Origin of the sequence: Streptomyces puniciscabiei (genome assembly GCF_006715785.1) — a bacterium.
Taxonomy (GTDB): domain Bacteria; phylum Actinomycetota; class Actinomycetes; order Streptomycetales; family Streptomycetaceae; genus Streptomyces; species Streptomyces puniciscabiei.
This window is the reverse complement of sequence record NZ_VFNX01000001.1, coordinates 954548-971530: the sequence shown is the minus strand read 5'-3', so window position 1 is coordinate 971530 and position 16983 is coordinate 954548. Positions and strand designations below refer to the sequence as shown.

Here is a 16983-nt window from a genome sequence, read left to right as displayed (position 1 = left end):
ACATGAACAACTCCTTTGTGAACACAGCACGGTTGCTGGGCGCGGGTCTGCGTGCGCTGCTGGTGCTGACCCTCGTGACCGGCGTCGTCTACCCGCTGGTCGTCACCGGCATCGCCCAGGCGGCGTTCCACGACAAGGCGAACGGCTCGGAGATCGAGGCGCACGGCAAGGTCGTCGGCTCCTCACTGATCGGACAACAGGGTTACAGCCTCAAGTACTTCCAGGGCCGGCCGGCAGGCGGCCTCGGCACGAACAGCGTCAACACGCGGTACAAGCTGATCCTGTCCGGTGCCACCAACCTGTCCGCGAACAGCAAGGTGCTCCTCAAGCGGGTCGATGACGCCAAGGCCGAGGTGGTCAAGGACAACTCCGTCCCCGGCTACGCCGTCGAGCCGGCCGACGTCCCCGCCGACGCCGTCACCTCCTCCGGCTCCGGCCTGGACCCGGAGATCTCCCCGGAGTACGCCGAACTCCAGGTGCACCGGGTTGCCGCGAAGAACGGCCTGCCCGTCTCCGCGGTGGAGAAGCTGGTCAAGGACCACACGGAGGGCCGGACCCTGGGCTTCATGGGCGAGCCCCGGGTGAACGTCCTGGAGCTGAACATCGCGCTCAAGGACCTTGTGGCGAAGAAGTGACCGCCTTACGCGATCCGCGACGGGAGTCGGCACCCCAGGGTGCCGACTCCCGCAGGCATGACAGGAAAGGCACACACCCATGACCAGGGTGCTCGTGGTGGAGGACGACCCGCAGCTCGTACGGGCCCTCGTGATCAACCTGCAGGCACGTCACTACGGCGTGGACGCCGCCCCCGACGGCGCCACCGCGCTCCGCCTGGCCGCCGCCCGCCAACCGGACGTGGTGATGCTCGATCTCGGCCTGCCCGACATGGACGGGGTCGATGTCATCACGGCCCTGCGCGGCTGGACCCGTGTCCCGATCCTGGTCCTCTCCGCCCGTCAGGCGTCCGACGAGAAGGTCGCGGCCCTCGACGCGGGCGCCGACGACTACGTCACCAAGCCGTTCAGCATGGACGAACTGCTGGCCCGGCTGCGGGCGGCCGTCCGACGCACCGAGGAGACCCCGCTGGTCCCCGAGACGACCCTGGTCGAGACGGAGCACTTCACCCTCGACCTGCTCGCGAAGAAAGCCGTACGGGACGGGCGCGACGTACGCCTGACCCCGACCGAATGGCACCTGCTGGAGATCCTGGTGACCAACCCCGGCCGGCTGATCACCCAGAAGCAGCTGCTCCAGGAGGTGTGGGGGGTCTCCCAGAGCAACAAGACCAACTACCTGCGCGTCTACATGGCCCAGCTGCGACGCAAACTGGAATCGGACCCCTCCCACCCCCGCTATCTCATCACCGAGCCCGGCATGGGCTACCGCTTCGAAGGATGAACATGGCACGCGGCAAGCTCCGGATCTACCTCGGCGCGGCACCCGGCGTCGGCAAGACCTACGCCATGCTCTCCGAGGCGCACCGCCGGGTGGAGCGGGGCACCGACTGTGTCGTCGCCTTCGTGGAGCACCACAGGCGGCCGCGCACCGAGGTGATGCTGCACGGCCTGGAGCAGGTGCCGCGCAAGGAGATCGAGTACCGGGCCGGCGTCTTCACCGAGATGGACGTCGACGCCGTCCTCTCCCGCCGCCCCCAGGTCGCCCTGGTCGACGAACTCGCCCACACCAACGTCCCCGGCTCGCGCAACGCCAAGCGCTGGCAGGACGTGGAGGAGCTGCTCGCCGCCGGGATCGACGTGCTCTCCACCGTCAACATCCAGCACCTCGAATCGCTGGGTGACGTCGTGGAGTCGATCACGGGCGTACGGCAGCGCGAAACCGTGCCGGACGAGGTCGTACGGCGGGCCGACCAGATCGAGCTGGTCGACATGTCCCCGGAGGCGCTGCGCCGCCGGATGGCGCACGGCAACATCTACAAGCCGGACAAGGTCGACGCGGCGCTCTCCAACTACTTCCGCCCCGGCAACCTGACCGCCCTGCGCGAGCTGGCGCTGCTGTGGGTGGCCGACCGGGTCGACGCATACCTGACCGAGTACCGTGCCGAGCACCGCGTCTCCAGGATCTGGGGCTCGCGCGAACGGATCGTGGTCGGGCTCACCGGGGGCCCGGAGGGGCGCACCCTCATCCGCCGTGCTGCCCGGCTCGCCGAGAAGGGAGCCGGCGGCGAGGTACTGGCGCTCTACATCTCCCGCAGCGACGGCCTGACTTCGGCCTCCCCGAAGGAACTGGCCGTCCAGCGCACTCTGGTGGAGGACCTCGGCGGCACCTTCCACCATGTCGTCGGCGACGACATACCGAACGCTCTGCTGGACTTCGCCCGAGGCGTCAACGCCACCCAGATCGTCCTCGGTGTCTCCCGCCGCAAGGGCTGGCAGTACGTCTTCGGGCCCGGCGTCGGCGCGACGGTGGCCCGGGAATCCGGTCCTGACCTGGACGTCCACCTCATCACCCACGACGAGGTGGGCAAGGGCCGCGGTCTGCCCGTCCCCGGCAGGGGCGCGCGGCTCGGCCGGGCCCGGCTCGTCTGGGGCTGGCTGACCGGCCTCGGCGGCCCGCTGCTGCTGACCTGCCTCCTGAGCAGCCTCGTCCCCGATGTGGGGCTCGCCAACGACATGCTGCTGTTCCTGACCATGACGGTGGCGGCGGCCCTGCTCGGCGGCCTCTTCCCCGCCCTGGCCTCGGCGGTGGCCGGATCCCTCCTGCTGAACTGGTACTTCACCCCACCGGTCCACACCTGGACGATCGCCGACCCGAAGAACATCGTCGCCATCGCCGTGTTCTTCGGCGTCGCCCTGTCCGTCGCCTCCGTGGTGGACCTGGCCGCCCGCCGCACCCACCAGGCGGCCCGGCTCCGGGCCGAGTCGGAGATCCTGTCCTTCCTCGCGGGCAACGTCCTGCGCGGCGAGACCACCCTGGAAGCCCTCCTTGACCGGGTCCGCGAGACCTTCGGCATGGAGTCGGCGGCCCTGCTGGAACGCGAGAGCGACATCGCGCCCTGGACCTGCGCCGGCAGCGTCGGCCCCCGCCCCTGCACCACCCCCGACGACGCGGACGTCGACGTGCCCGTCGGCGACCACATGTCACTCGCCCTCTCCGGCCGTGTCCTGCCCGCCGAGGACCGCCGGGTGCTCGCGGCGTTCGCCGCGCAGGCCGCCGTCGTCCTGGACCGCCAGCGCCTGCAGCAGAAGGCCGACGAGGCCAAGGAACTGGCCGAGGGCAACCGCATCCGCACCGCCCTGCTCGCCGCCGTCAGCCACGACCTGCGCACCCCGCTCGCCGGCATCAAGGCCGCCGTCACCTCCCTCCGCTCCGACGACGTCGAATGGTCGCCCCAGGACCAGGCCGACCTCCTGGAGGCCATCGAGGAGGGCGCCGACCGCCTCGACCACCTCGTCGGCAACCTCCTCGACATGTCCCGCCTCCAGACCGGCACGGTCACGCCGATCATCCGCGAGACCGACCTGGACGAGGTGATCCCGATGGCCCTGGGCGGCGTACCGGAGGACAGCGTCGACCTCGACGTCCCGGAGACCCTCCCGATGGTCGACGTCGACCGCGGCCTGCTGGAACGCTCGGTCGCCAACGTCGTGGAGAACGCGGTCAAGTACAGCCCGCCCGGCAAGCGGGTCCTGGTCTCGGCCAGCGCCATGGCCGACCGCGTGGAGGTCCGGGTCGTGGACCGCGGGCCCGGCGTCCCGGACGAGGCCAAGTCCCGCATCTTCGAGCCGTTCCAGCGCTACGGCGACTCACCCCGCGGCGCCGGCGTCGGACTCGGACTCGCGGTCGCCCGCGGGTTCGCCGAGGCCATCGGCGGCACCCTCAACGCCGAGGACACCCCCGGCGGCGGCCTCACCATGGTCCTCACCCTGCCGACGGCACCCGGGCGCCACCCGGAGGAGCCCGGCCGCACATCCGCCGTCAGGACGTGAACGGCCCCCGGCTCGGGGCCCCGCTCCTCACCGTGATGCCGGCCGCGAGCGGCTACTACCTGGCCTACGGGCTGATGCAGCCGGTGTGGGGAGTGTCCGGCGACCGGTGGGGCCGTGTGTGGGTGATGCGGGTGTCGCTTACCGGTGCGGCACTGGCCGCCCTGGCCTCGGCCCTCGCTCCCGACGCCCCCGTGCTGATCGGGGCCCGCGCTCTGGCCGGCGCGTTCATCGCCGCCTCCATCGCCGCCTCCTTGACGTACGTGGGCGACACCGGGCCCGCCGCGATCCGGCAGCGCCCCCTCAGCGAGCTGATGACCGCGTTCGCGCTGGGCACCGCCGTGGCCACGGTCGTCGCCGGGGCGGTGGCGCACCACCTCACATGGCGGCTGGTGTTCGCGCTGCCCGGTGTCCTCGCCGCATACCTGGTGGCGGCCCTGCGCCACCTGCCCGAGCCCCAGCGCGCCCGCTCCGGATCACTGCCGGCGCCCTTCCGCGTGGTGCTGTCCTCACGGTGGCGGTGGTGTCGCGGCCCTGTACGGGGTCGGTTCCATGGCGGCGGCACAGGTGGTCAAGCGGTTCGTCGGGCAGTGGTCCGCGGTGGGCCTGATCGTGGCCGGCGGGGTGCAGCTGGCCCTGGCGTACCTGCTCGCCGGCTACAGCCAGTCCACCGGGGCGCTCGTCGTCGTCGCCCTGCTCCCCGGGGGTGGCTGGTCCTTCGTGCACTCCACGATCCAGTCGTGGGCGACGGTCCTGTCCCCGACGGCCCGCGCAACGGGCGTGGACCTGTTCGGCGTTGCCCTGTATGTGGGCAGTGCCATGGCCGGCGGGCCGGCGGCCTCCACCGCTCAGGCACACGACTACCGGTCCCTGTTCTGGCTCGCGGCGCTCCTGACCGTGCCCCTGACGGTGGCCGCGGCAGTGGGCCGGGCACGCTGGCGCTGACGGGCGGTCCGGTACGCCGGCCGCGCGGGCCGCGGTCCGAGAACGGTTCCGGAACCGTGGGCCGGGACGGCGTGGCCGGGGGGCGTTGTGGCATTGCCTAGGCATGTGACCGGGCTGTCGGACAAGATGTGTACATGCCTGAGTCACTTGAAGTCGAGTTAGCCGGAGCGGTGTTGCGGCTGGAGTTGTCCGATGCCGGGGAGCCGGCTTCGGATGCCGGCCCGGTCGAGGAGGACGACCACCGGCCGGATCTTCCGGAGGGCTTCGGCACGGTGACGCCCGTGTCCGCCCGGCGCGGTCGCGCCGCGGTGGTCGCCACAGAGGGTTTGCGGCTCATGCTCAGCCCGTTGGGGCCGCTGCTCGAGGAGGTGCACCGTTCGGTCACCAGCGTGGCCGACCCTCCCCAGCAGCTCTCGGTCACCTTCGGGATCCAGGTGGGGCAGGACCTCAAGCTGGGCATCGTGGGTGTGAACGGCCATGCCACGATGACGGTTTCGGCCACCTGGGACGTCGACGGCACCCGAAGGGACTGATGGATGGGGTGGTTCCGCCGGTCGGGGGACATCACGCCGACCCTGGTGTCGGTGATGAGGGTGAGGGCGATGGCAGAAGATCCGTCCGTTGCGGGTGCCGGGGCACTCCTCTCCCCGCGCTACGTTCTGACCTGCGCCCACGTGGTCAGCGACGCACTGGGCAAGCAGCCGACGGACATCGAACCGCCGACGCGTTCCGCACGTCTCGACGTCATGGTGCGTCAGGGCGCGGAACTGCACCGGAGCACGGCACGGCTGGTGGTGTGGGTGCCTCCGCGCCACACTCCCGGGAACAACTGGGGGGAGGGGGACCTGGCGGTGCTGGAGCTCGATGAGCCCGCCACACCCCCGATGCGCGCCGTGACATGGCAGGACATGACGGAAGGGCTCAGGGTTCGGGCGTGGCACGGCGGTGGCGACACCGGCACCTTCGCCGACACCACCATCAAAGCCGCCGATGCCTGGTACTACTTCGCCGACGCCGACCTCAGGGGTGCCTCCATCCAACATGGCTACAGCGGCGGGCCGTTGTGCAGGGAGGACGACCTCACGGTTGCCGTCGGACTCGTGACCAGCCACGTCATCAACGACAGACTGCTGTCGGACAGACAGGTCGTGCGGCGCACCCTGACGGTGCCGTGGCAGCGCATTCGCGATGAGCTCGAACGGGCAGAGGCGCACGACGTGATCGCCGCATGTCTGCGCGCCCCCTTCACCGACACGGGCAACGTACCGGACGGCGCCGTCGACCTCCTGCTGCGGCTGTTCGACAGCAGGGAACAACTGAAATACCAGGCCAACCGGCTGGCGAAGAAACTCGGCTTCCACATGACCACCGAGGAGCCGGATACGGCCGTGCTCCCGCTGGAAGAGGAACTGGCCGCCCTTTTGTTCACCGAAGGACGTGCGCTCGCCACCTTGGCCGAGTTGCTCACCGACGTGGTGGGGGAGGAACGCCGGAAGACACTCGACCGGCTGGTGGCGCTCGGGCGGACGCAGGAGGGCGTCCGCCTCCTGTCCGTCGGGGAGCATCACAGACTCCTCGCGCTGCTGACACCCGTCAACGCCGCCCACCCCCGCCTCCTGTGCCAGGCAGCCCGCCACGTACTGCAGTTGGCCCACCGTCTGCCCGAATGGGTCTACGACGGCGCCGTGCCGGAGGCGCGACTGGCGGCCGCCGTCGCCGATCTCGACCAGGACAGCGCGGACATGATGCCGCCTTTGCTGCGGCTGGCCGTCTTCCTGTCCGCCGCCGTCGCCGACAAGGAGCTCAGGAAGGAGCTGGACGCCTGGTGCGACGACGTCGGCCGGCGTCTGGGCCGCGACCGGTCCCTCTTGACGGATTGCCGTGCGCAGGCTTCTTCGTGGGTCAAGTCGAGGCGTCGGCCGTTGACGCGGATCGTCGTCGACCTGTCCCGCAACGACGCGGACTGCCAGCGGTACACCTGTCACATCTGGCGGGTGCGCGAGGGCCGGGCACCGCAGGAGGCGGGCATCTCGGCCGGGCCGTACACGGCGGAGGAGATCGGACGGGAGATCCATGGGCTGGCCGGGGAACACGGCAACGGAGGCGACGAGCCCGCTCCCTGGATCGACGTGGTGGTCGCAAGAGAGCATCTCGACGTGCCCGTCGACGGCTGGACGGCCTCGACCCTGCTGGACGAGCTCGCCGCGCTCGGGATCTCGTCCTCGGACGCGGACGACAGCCCCCTGGTACTGGGGGCGCAGTACCAGATGGCGTTGCGACTGCGCGAGTACTACAGCGAAACGGAAGCAGAGAACAAGCGCCGCCAGGTGCTCGCGCGGCGTTGGGCAGCCGGGCGCACGGGACCCCTCGTCATCAAGGAGGACACCAACCTGCTCGTGCTGTTGCGGGCGATGACGGCCGAGTACAGCGACGTGTCGTGGACCGTTCTGCATGGTGGGCCGCTGCACCGCGAGAAGCTCCTGGCGATCTGCCTGGCCCACGGGGTCCCCGTGGTGCTCTGGGACCGCGAGGCCGCGCACGCGGAACAGGCGCAGCGGCTCGACGAGATCGTCGGCAGCGTGGCGTTGCCCGATCTGCCGGAGGCGGTCCGCAGATTCCGGGAAGAGGTGTACTACGGGGTCAGGACGGCCGCCGCACGCCCCGCCATGGTCTGGGACGACCCCGGCATGGCGCTCCCCATGCCGCCCGACTACGGGGATCCCCCCGACGCTCTGACGAACTCCGGAAGGATGGCTGCCAGATGACTGCGAAGGACCTCGACGACAGCTGGCGGCTGTTCCGGGGCGACGGCCGGGTACGCGAGGTGGATCTCCCCGCGGCACCGCCATGGCGCCGGTTCGGCGGTGCCCCGCCAGGGGCGGGCCGACGGAGCGAGCGCCCGTATCTCATCGGGTCCGACGAGGCGGACGTGGTCAGCGCGGCCCTGTTGCTGCGGCGGCCCCTCCTGGTCACGGGGCAGCCAGGGACGGGCAAGTCGTCGATGGCGCACGCCGTCGCCCACGAGCTGGGTCTGGGCCGGGTACTGCACTGGCCGGTCAACAGCCGCACCACGCTGCAGGACGGCCTCTACCACTACGACGCCATCGGCAGGTTGCGCGAGGCGAGCCTGCGGCGTGACCGGGACGGCGAGCAGGGCCCGGTGCGCGAGGAGCCGGACATCGGCTCCTACATCCGCCTCGGACCACTGGGGACGGCGCTGCTCCCGGGGGCCCGGCCGCGGGTTCTGCTGATCGACGAACTCGACAAGGGCGACATCGATCTGCCCAACGACCTGCTCACCATATTCGAGGACGGCGAGTTCGAGATCCCCGAGCTGGCCCGGCTGACCGGGGAGCAGGACCGTGCCCGGGTGGTGACCGCGGACCCAGGAGGCCGGGCGGACGTCGAGCGCGGCTGGGTGCGCTGCGAGGAGTTCCCGGTCGTCGTCATCACCAGCAACGGCGAACGCGACTTCCCGCCGGCGTTCCTGCGCCGCTGCGTCCGTCTCGATCTGCCCGAGCCGGACGAGGAGCGCCTGCGGGCGATCGTACGGGCCCACCTGGGTGGCGGCGCCGGGTCCGAGGAAGAGGGCCTCGAGGGGGTCGACGAGCTCGTGCGCGCGTTCCTGGCCCGGCGCGCGAGCGGCGAGCTGGCCACGGACCAGTTGCTCAACGCCGTGTTCCTGCGCCTCGGCGGTGTCGGCCTGGATTCCGACGGTCTCCTGGACGCCGTGCTGCATCGCCTCGCTGGGACGGTGTAGCAGAGCATGTTCGAGCGGGTCCTGAAGGCCTTGGCGGACTGCGGAGTGGGTCTGTCGAGCGAGGAGTTCCTCGACGCCCTCTGGCTGGCCACCCGGCTGCCACCGGGCCCCGCCGGCCCGCTGGCGCGGATGGAGCGGACGTCCGGGGCACTGTCGGACGACGGCCTCCAGGCGGGCGACCAGGGCGACTCGGCGGACGCCGGTGGCCCGGCCACGTACGCCCGGCCGGCCGGCCCGTTCCGGCGGCCCCGGCGCGGTAGGGGCGCCCTGCGCGGCGGCGCGGCCCCCGCTCCGGAGCCCGACCGCACCTTCGCCGTGCCCCCGGCCGCCCCGGCCGTATCGGTCCGGCCTCCCGGCGAAAAGGCGCTCGGCGCGGCGGAACTCGCCCTCGGCCGTGCGCTGCGCCCGCTCCGTCTGCACCGGCCGGACCCGCACCGCGCCGAGCTGGACATTCCCCGAACCGTGGCGGCCATGGCCGAGACCGGGCTCCCCGACATCGTGCTGCGCCCGGCCGAGGGGCATGGGCTGGACCTCGCGATCCTGGTGGACGACGGAGTGTCCATGCTGCCCTGGCAGCGCCTGGCCACCGAGGTACGACTCCTCATGGAACGCAGCGGCGCGTTCCGCTTCGTCCACACCTTCAGCCTGGACACCCGGAGCCCGGAGGGACCGCTGCTGGGCTACCGCCCCTTCGGCACGGCTCCCGCCACGCTCCCGCCCTCCGCCGTCGCCGACCCCTCGGGCCGCACACTGCTGATCGTGGTCAGCGACGGCGTGGGCCGGGCGTGGCGCGACGGACGCATGCACGATCTGCTCGACCGGCTGGCCAGGGTGAGCCCGATCGCCGTGCTGCACACGCTTCCCCGGCGGATGTGGGCCGGCACCGGCATCCGGGCGGAGCACTGGCGGGTGACCACGCGCCGCGCGGCGGCGGCCAACGCGACCTGGCGCGTCACGGATCCGGTGCTGCCACCCGACCTACGGCCCTTCGACGGCACACCCGTCCCCGTCCTCGTCCCCACCCCCGACGCGGTGGCTGCGTGGACCCGCCTGGTCGGCTCGGCGGGCACCAGCGCGCTGCTGCCCCTGCTGGCGCCCGCGCCCCGGCGCACCCCGTCCGACGCGCCGAGCGCCGCGCCGACTCGCCCACACCAGGAGCCGTACGCCGAGGTGCTGCGGTTCCGCTCCTTCGCGTCGACGGAGGCCTACCGACTCGCGGCGCACCTGGCGGCGGTCGCGCCCCTGCCGGTGCCCGCGATGCAGCTCGTACGGCAGGCACTGGGCGCGTCGGTGGACTCGGGCCACCTCGCGGAGGTCTTCCTCAGCGGCCTGCTCCGCCGTGTCGGCGACATCGAGCGGCCACCACAGCAGTGGCAGTTCGACTTCGCCGAAGGGACGCGCCGGATCCTCCTCGGCGTGATCCCGCCGCCCGAACTCGTACGGACCACCCGCGCGATCTCCAGCCGCCTGGCCGAGCTGAGCGGTACCGCGCCCAGCTTCCTCGCCTGGCTGCCCCACCCGGACGGCCAGGACCACATCGACACCGGTCAACGGGCTCTCAGCTGGGTGGACGAGCGGGTCATGCGCCGACTGGGCGTTCCGCTGCCGGACGCCCCGACACCCGCGGTCGCGCCGCCGCCGTACGACCTCGCGATCCGGACGCCCCACTCGCCGCCGACGCCGCCCGGCATGGCGGCGAAGGAGATGCTGATCCCGTGGGCCGCCGGGGAGGAAGCGGACCTGAAGCTCAAGACGGCCCAGGCGCTGAGGGCAGCCGGTCTGACACCGAGCGACGTGGCAGCGAAGATCGTCTTCATCGCGCCGCCGGGACCGCAGGCCCTGCCGGCGTACACCGCGGTGGCCGGATTCACCCACCGGTGGGTGGACGCCTACGCCGATGGCAGCCCGCTCGACATGGCCGGCCTGCAGCTCTTCACCGAGCGCATCGGTGAGGTGGCGCGGCCGTCCACGTTCCTGGTCTGGGCCCAGGCGGGCGGACCACCCGCGGACGGCATGCCCACCGTGCCCTTCGCCGTCGACCCGGACGGGCAGCTGGACGAGACCTCGGTACGGGCGGTGCGCTACGCGGCACGGCTGCGCATGGTTCCACCGGACTCGGCGTCGGCCGCCCTGACCATGCTGGCCAGGATCGCGGCCCTGCGGACCAGGGGAGACACCGCGTGGCGTCTGCCGGTGCTGTCCACCGGAACGGAGCCGCCTCCGGCCGGCAAGTCCACTGAAGGACAGGGCGTCGACCTGGAGTTGATCAGGCAGACAGCGGACCGGTACCGCAAGGAGGCCGTGAAAGGCGGTGAGACGACGGAGGTGGTGCCGGTGCCCCCGGTATCGCCGCTCAACCGGCGCATCGCGGAGGCGAACGCGGCGGACCCTGCGGCAGTGCTGCGCCGGCTCGGCGTCACGTCGGAGGACGGGGTGCGGTGGACCTGCCCCCTTGACCGGGGCGACCACGGGGACGCCGTCCTGACGGTCGCCTCCCGTCCGCAGGTCTCCTGCAAACACTGTTACCCGCGCGCGGTCGGGCTGGTGCGCCTCGTCGTGGACACCTTGTCCCTGACCCCGGACGAGGCGGCCGCGTTCATTCTGAACGACTCCGGTGACCGTTTCCCGGCACCCGGTATGGCGGTGACCGCGCGTGTCACCGGCCGGACGCCGGAAGCGTATCGCTGCACCGTCCACGATCCCGTCACCGGGCAGGCGCACGAAGCGATCCTGCCGGCACACGCATTCCGGGAGCTCCACAGGGACCGGCCGCTCTCGCGCCTGAGGAAGGGGGACCGCGTGGTCGCGCTGGTCCTCGAGCCGTCGGCCGACGGCCTGGTTCTCTCCCTCACCGCCGCGGACCTGGTGGAGCGTGTCCTGGTCGGCTTCGTGCCCGAGCTGACGACCGGCGAGGTGGTGATCACGGGGATCGCCCGGGTCGCCGGAGCACTGACGAAGATCGCCGCCGCACCCACCAGGCCGGCGAACACCGTCAGGGGAGCGTTCGTGGGAAGGGACGCCGAGCGGATCAGGGGCGCCCAGCGCCTGCTGTCAGGGGGGACGACCAACGAAAAGTTCGAGGTCATCGCCTACTCCAGCGATCAGCGCGTCCTCCTGGTCAACGCACTCGTCTACGCGGAGCCGACGGGGATCCTCATCGACCGGCAGCGAGCAGTCGTCGCCGTCCCGCACCATCAGGTCCGCAGTGCCATCGGACGAGGTGGCCTGAACGCTCAGCTCGCCGGACAGCTCACGGGCCTGTACGTCAAGATCGTTCCTGCGGGAACCGACCTCAGGCTTGAGCTCGACTAGGCGTCCGGGGCCGGTGGTGCCGTACGCTCCCCGAACGCCTCCAGAATGCGTTCCGCCGCCAGTGTCGCCGTCAACCGGCCCTCCCTGACCTGGCGTTCGAGGCCCGGGGCGGCCTCGCGTACCGCCGGAGCCCGCCGCAGGCGGTCCAGCAGTTCGTCCTGGACCATCGCCCAGGTCCAGCGGACCTGCTGATCGCGGCGCTTGGCGGCCAGCCGGCCGGTGGAGTCCAGCAAGGTCCTGTGCTGTTCCAGCCGTTCCCACACCGTGTCCAGACCGCTCGACTCCCGGGCGCTGCAACTCAGCACCGGCGGGGTCCAGAAGGCGTCCTTGCCGTGCATCAGGCGCAGCGCGCCCGCCAGTTCGCGGGCGGCGGCCTTCGCGTCGCGCTCGTGCGGGCCGTCCGCCTTGTTGACGGCGATCACGTCGGCCAGCTCCAGGACGCCCTTCTTGATGCCCTGCAGCTGGTCGCCGGTGCGGGCCAAGGTCAACAGCAGGAAGGTGTCGACCATCTCGGCCACCGTGGTCTCCGACTGGCCGACGCCGACGGTCTCCACGAGGATCACGTCGTAGCCCGCCGCCTCCATCACCACCATCGACTCCCGGGTGGCCTTCGCGACCCCGCCCAGCGTGCCCGCGCTGGGGGAGGGGCGGACGAAGGCGTTCGGGTCGACGGCCAGGCGCTCCATCCTCGTCTTGTCGCCGAGGATGGAGCCGCCGGTGCGGGTGGAGGAGGGGTCGACGGCGAGGACCGCGACCCGGTGGCCCAGCGAGGTCAGCAGCGAGCCGAACGCGTCGATGAACGTCGACTTGCCCACGCCCGGCACCCCGCTGATGCCGATCCGCCGCGCCCGGCCGCTGTGCGGAAGGAGCTGTGTGAGCAACTCCTGTGCCGACGACCGGTGCGCAGGGCGAGTGGATTCCACGAGCGTGATCGCACGGGCCACGATCGCTCGCTTCCCGTCCAGCACGCCCTTCACATATGCGTCGAGATCGATCGATGCCACCCCGGGAGCCCCCGCTACAGCTCGTGGCCGAGGTCGGCCGACAGCCGCTTGACCAGTTCGTACGCCGCGTCCGGGATCACCGTCCCGGGCAGGAACACCTCTGCCGCGCCCATCTCCCGCAGCGTCGGCACGTCCTGCGGCGGGATCACCCCGCCGACCACGATCATGATGTCCTCGCGGCCCTCCTCGGCGAGCTTCTCGCGCAGCGCCGGGACCAGGGTGAGGTGACCCGCGGCCAGCGAGTTCACGCCGACCACGTGGACGTCCGCCTCGACCGCCTGCCGGGCGACCTCCTCCGGGGTCTGGAACAGCGGGCCGACGTCGACGTCGAAGCCGAGGTCGGCGAACGCGGTCGCGACCACCTTCTGGCCGCGGTCGTGGCCGTCCTGGCCCATCTTGGCGACCAGGATGCGCGGGCGGCGCCCCTCGGCCTCCTCGAAGGCGTCCACCAGGGCACGGGTGCGGTCCACGGACGGGGACTGGCCGGTCTCGTTGCGGTACACACCGGAGATCGTACGGATCTGGCTCGCGTGCCGGCCGTACACCTTCTCCAGGGCGTCGGAGATCTCACCGACCGTCGCCTTGGCGCGGGCCGCGTGGACGGCCAGCTCCAGCAGGTTCTCCTTGCCGTCGGCGGCCCGGGTGAGCGCGTCCAGGGCGTCCTGGCAGGCCTGTTCGTCCCGCTCCGCGCGCAGCCGCCGCAGCTTGTCGATCTGCTGGGCGCGTACGGCGGAGTTGTCGACCTTGAGGACCTCGATCGCCTCGTCGTTCTCCACGCGGTACTTGTTCACGCCGATCACCGGCTGACGGCCCGAGTCGATCCGCGCCTGCGTCCGCGCCGCGGCCTCCTCCACACGCAGCTTCGGGATGCCCGCGTCGATGGCCTGCGCCATGCCGCCCGCCTGCTCGACCTCCTGGATGTGTGCCCAGGCCTTGCGCGCGAGGTCGTACGTCAGCCGCTCCACGTACGCGCTGCCGCCCCACGGGTCGATGACCCGGGTGGTGCCCGACTCCTGCTGGATGAGCAGCTGGGTGTTGCGGGCGATGCGCGCCGAGAAGTCCGTCGGCAGCGCCAGGGCCTCGTCGAGGGCGTTGGTGTGCAGCGACTGGGTGTGGCCCTGGGTCGCCGCCATCGCCTCCACGGCCGTACGCGTGACGTTGTTGAACACGTCCTGCGCGGTCAGCGACCAGCCCGAGGTCTGCGAATGGGTGCGCAGGGAGAGGGACTTGGCGTTCTTCGGCTCGAACTGGCCGACCAGCTTGGCCCACAGCAGCCTGGCCGCCCGCAGCTTGGCGATCTCCATGAAGAAGTTCATGCCGATCGCCCAGAAGAAGGACAGCCGAGGGGCGAACGCGTCCACGTCCAGGCCCGCCTCGCGGCCCGCGCGGAGGTACTCCACGCCGTCCGCGAGCGTGTACGCCAGCTCCAGGTCGGCCGTCGCGCCCGCCTCCTGGATGTGGTAGCCGGAGATGGAGATCGAGTTGTAGCGCGGCATCCGCTGCGACGTGTACGCGAAGATGTCGGAGATGATCCGCATCGACGGCTTCGGCGGATAGATGTAGGTGTTGCGGACCATGAACTCCTTGAGGATGTCGTTCTGGATGGTCCCGGCCAGCTTCTCGGGCGGTACGCCCTGTTCCTCCGCCGCCACGATGTACAGCGCGAGCACCGGCAGCACGGCGCCGTTCATCGTCATCGACACGGACATCCTGTCCAGCGGGATGCCGTCGAAGAGCTGCCGCATGTCGTAGATGGAGTCGATGGCCACGCCCGCCATGCCGACGTCACCGGTCACCCGCGGGTGGTCGCTGTCGTACCCCCGGTGCGTGGGCAGGTCGAAGGCGACCGACAGGCCCTTTTGGCCGGCCGCCAGGTTGCGCCGGTAGAAGGCGTTGGACTCCTCGGCGGTGGAGAAGCCCGCGTACTGGCGGATCGTCCAGGGCTGGTTGACGTACATCGTCGGGTAGGGGCCGCGCAGGTACGGCGCGATACCCGGGTAGGTGCCCAGGAAGTCCAGGCCCTCCAGGTCACGGCCGGTGTACAGCGGCTTGACCCCGATGCCCTCCGGGGTCTCCCACAGCGGTTCTTCGCCGCCGGTGGCCCGTTGGACGGCCGCACGCCACTGATCGGCACTGCCGTCGGCGACCGGCGTCCCCAGCTCGATGCCGGAGAAGTCGGGGATTCCCATCAGGACACTCCCATGCGGTCGAGGGTCGCGGACAGGACGTCGATGGCGTCGCAGCCCGCGAAGACGTAACTGTCGATGCCGGCGTACTCGCCCCGGCCCGCCAGGAACACATGCCGGGCCCCGGACGCCCTGAGCGACTCGGCGGCCTGCTCGGCCTGTTCGGCGTACAGGGCGTCGCTGGAGCACAGCACGGCCTCGGTGGCGCCGCTGTCCTCGAAGGTGCCCTCGGTGACCGGCTCGATGCCGCCCGCCTGGAAGAGGTTGGCGGCGAAGGTGGCCCGCGCGGTGTACGCGGCGGCCGAACCGATGGTCGCCAGGAAGATCCGGGGGCGGGCGCCGGTCGCGGCCAGGTGGGCGTCGGAGCGGGCGCGCAGTTCCTCGTACGCCTCGTCGCGGCGCACCCGCGGCAGACCGCCGGACGGCGGCTCGGGCGCGGGCTCGCGCTCCACGGGCTTCTCGGCGAGCAGCGGGAACTCGCTGACGCCGGTGATGGGTTCGCGCCGCTTGGCGAGCTTCTTGGAGCGCTCCGCCCAGGTCGTCGCGAGGTCGGTGCGCAGCCGGCCGGAGCGCAGCACGGCCGCCTGGCCGCCGTCGCGCTCGATGGTACGGAAGAACTCCCAGGCGGCCTGGGCGAGTTGGTCGGTCAGCTGCTCGACGTACCAGGAGCCGCCCGCCGGGTCGATGACCCGGGCCAGGTGGGACTCCTCGATGAGGATCGTGGAGGTGTTGCGGGCGATCCGGCGGGCGAAGGCGTCGGGCAGGCCGAGCGTGTGGTCGAACGGCAGGACGGTCACGGAGTCGGCGCCGCCGACCCCGGCGGCGAGCGTGGCGACCGTCGTGCGGAGCATGTTCACCCACGGGTCGCGCCGGGTCATCATCACCGGCGAGGTGACCACGTGCTGCAGCTGTGCGCCCGGGGCCCCGCAGACCTCGGCGACCCGGGCCCACAGCCGGCGTGCGGCGCGCAGCTTGGCGATGGTGAGGAACTGGTCGGCGGTGGCCGCGTAGCGGAACTCCAGCTGCCCGGCGGCCCGTTCGACGTCGAGGCCCGCCTCGGTGAGCTCCCGCAGATACGCCACACCGGTGGCGAGCGAGGCGCCCAGCTCCTGCGCGGCCGAGCCGCCCGCCTCGTGGTACGGCAGCGCGTCCACGGTGAGGGCGCGCAGGCCGGGGTACCGCTCGGCGCAGCGGGCGGCCAGGGCGGCGTACGGCGCGAAGTCCAGCGGGGTGCCGGTGCGGGCCTCGTACCCGAGCGGGTCGCCGCCCAGATTGCCGCGTACGGCCTTGGCGTCGACGCCGTTGTCCGCGCACAGCCCCAGCAGCGCCTCGGCGGCCCGCTCGGTGTCCCGGCCGGCGTCCAGCACGACCGGCGCCAGGTCGAGGTACACCCCCTCCAGCGCCCGGCCCAGCCCGTCGAGCGGAATGCCGCCCTCGCCCAGCACGAGCCACAGCGAGGTGCCGCCGTTCTCCAGGTCGGCCAGCACGGCGTCTTCGGTGAGGGCGGAGTGCCGCTGCCGTACGTCCCAGCCGCCGGCGGTGTTGCCCTCGGGCCGGCTGCCGCGCACGTACGGCGCGAAGCCGGGCAGGCCGGGGTCGGGCGCGGCGTCGCGCGCGGTGTACAGGGGCCGGGTGCGCAGCCCGTCCTCCAGCGTCGTGGACAGAGCGTCCTCAGCTGCCGCGCCCGAGACTTCCTTGCCCGACTTGCGCAGCACACCTTCGACCAGGCGTTGCCACTGCTCGTGCGTCGCGTCAGGGAACTCGGCGGCCAGTGAGAGCCCGTCGTCAGGCAGGACCGTCATGGCTCGGATGCTAGGGCAGCACGCTCAAGT

General features: G+C 71.8%; 11 protein-coding genes and 1 pseudogene. 9 read left to right on the top strand and 3 right to left on the bottom strand.

All coding sequences use genetic code 11. The features are described from left to right. Nucleotides 1-2 precede the first annotated feature (2 nt). The 9 genes and pseudogenes from FB563_RS04370 (at nt 3) to FB563_RS04335 (ending at nt 11961) form a co-directional block, all read left to right on the top strand. Entirely contained in the window at nt 3-635 is a 633-nt protein-coding gene (locus FB563_RS04370) for a potassium-transporting ATPase subunit C (RefSeq protein WP_055706355.1), read from the top strand. A 79-nt stretch (nt 636-714) separates the two neighbouring features. Continuing rightward, complete coding sequence (locus FB563_RS04365) at nt 715-1398, top strand: response regulator (protein WP_055706340.1); 684 nt, start codon at nt 715-717, stop codon at nt 1396-1398. A gap of 2 nt (nt 1399-1400) precedes the next feature. Next, on the top strand, nt 1401-3947 hold the full coding sequence (locus tag FB563_RS04360; RefSeq protein WP_055706341.1) for a sensor histidine kinase: 2547 nt from the start codon (nt 1401-1403) through the stop codon (nt 3945-3947). Nucleotides 3948-3982: 35 nt separating this feature from the next. Beyond that, nucleotides 3983-4399: pseudogene (locus FB563_RS45405) on the top strand (MFS transporter); the annotation flags it as partial. Nucleotides 4400-4496: 97 nt separating this feature from the next. After that, on the top strand, nt 4497-4889 hold the full coding sequence (locus FB563_RS43880; RefSeq protein ID WP_055706343.1) for an MFS transporter: 393 nt from the start codon (nt 4497-4499) through the stop codon (nt 4887-4889). Nucleotides 4890-5023: 134 nt separating this feature from the next. Next, nucleotides 5024-5422: a CU044_2847 family protein gene (locus FB563_RS04350; protein WP_055706356.1), complete on the top strand. Its 399-nt coding sequence runs from the start codon at nt 5024-5026 to the stop codon at nt 5420-5422. Between the two features lie 69 nt (nt 5423-5491). Then, nucleotides 5492-7654 carry a VMAP-C domain-containing protein gene (locus FB563_RS04345; protein ID WP_055706344.1) on the top strand — a complete coding sequence of 721 codons (2163 nt, stop codon included), beginning with the start codon at nt 5492-5494 and terminating at the stop codon, nt 7652-7654. After that, a complete protein-coding gene (locus FB563_RS04340; RefSeq protein WP_055706345.1) occupies nt 7651-8649 on the top strand; it encodes an AAA family ATPase in 999 nt (332 codons plus the stop codon). The genes FB563_RS04345 and FB563_RS04340 overlap by 4 nt, the downstream gene beginning before the upstream one ends. A gap of 6 nt (nt 8650-8655) precedes the next feature. Further along, nucleotides 8656-11961: an SAV_2336 N-terminal domain-related protein gene (locus FB563_RS04335; protein WP_055706346.1), complete on the top strand. Its 3306-nt coding sequence runs from the start codon at nt 8656-8658 to the stop codon at nt 11959-11961. On the opposite strand, the gene meaB is transcribed toward FB563_RS04335, so the two are convergent. From meaB to FB563_RS04320, 3 genes are read right to left on the bottom strand one after another with little or no spacing between them, the layout of a single operon-like run. Next, nucleotides 11958-12965, bottom strand: coding sequence for a methylmalonyl Co-A mutase-associated GTPase MeaB (gene meaB, locus FB563_RS04330; RefSeq protein WP_055706347.1), 1008 nt, complete (start codon nt 12963-12965; stop codon nt 11958-11960). The two genes, FB563_RS04335 and meaB, sit on opposite strands and share 4 nt — an antisense overlap. A 14-nt stretch (nt 12966-12979) precedes the next feature. Beyond that, nucleotides 12980-15154: a methylmalonyl-CoA mutase gene (gene scpA / locus FB563_RS04325; protein ID WP_055706348.1), complete on the bottom strand. Its 2175-nt coding sequence runs from the start codon at nt 15152-15154 to the stop codon at nt 12980-12982. Continuing rightward, the gene (locus FB563_RS04320) at nt 15154-16953 is read right to left on the bottom strand and encodes a methylmalonyl-CoA mutase family protein (RefSeq protein ID WP_055706349.1); all 1800 of its coding nucleotides are present in this window, start codon (nt 16951-16953) and stop codon (nt 15154-15156) included. Before FB563_RS04320 ends, scpA begins: the two co-directional genes overlap by 1 nt. Between the last annotated feature and the right edge of the window lie 30 nt (nt 16954-16983).

Coding starts and splice junctions, on each gene's coding strand:
- FB563_RS04370 (WP_055706355.1), top strand. CDS start 3: ATGAACAACTCCTTTGTGAACACAGCACGGTTGCTGGGCGCGGGTCTG.
- FB563_RS04365 (WP_055706340.1), top strand. CDS start 715: ATGACCAGGGTGCTCGTGGTGGAGGACGACCCGCAGCTCGTACGGGCC.
- FB563_RS04360 (WP_055706341.1), top strand. CDS start 1,401: ATGGCACGCGGCAAGCTCCGGATCTACCTCGGCGCGGCACCCGGCGTC.
- FB563_RS43880 (WP_055706343.1), top strand. CDS start 4,497: ATGGCGGCGGCACAGGTGGTCAAGCGGTTCGTCGGGCAGTGGTCCGCG.
- FB563_RS04350 (WP_055706356.1), top strand. CDS start 5,024: ATGCCTGAGTCACTTGAAGTCGAGTTAGCCGGAGCGGTGTTGCGGCTG.
- FB563_RS04345 (WP_055706344.1), top strand. CDS start 5,492: ATGGCAGAAGATCCGTCCGTTGCGGGTGCCGGGGCACTCCTCTCCCCG.
- FB563_RS04340 (WP_055706345.1), top strand. CDS start 7,651: ATGACTGCGAAGGACCTCGACGACAGCTGGCGGCTGTTCCGGGGCGAC.
- FB563_RS04335 (WP_055706346.1), top strand. CDS start 8,656: ATGTTCGAGCGGGTCCTGAAGGCCTTGGCGGACTGCGGAGTGGGTCTG.
- scpA (WP_055706348.1), bottom strand. CDS start 15,154: ATGGGAATCCCCGACTTCTCCGGCATCGAGCTGGGGACGCCGGTCGCC.
- FB563_RS04320 (WP_055706349.1), bottom strand. CDS start 16,953: ATGACGGTCCTGCCTGACGACGGGCTCTCACTGGCCGCCGAGTTCCCT.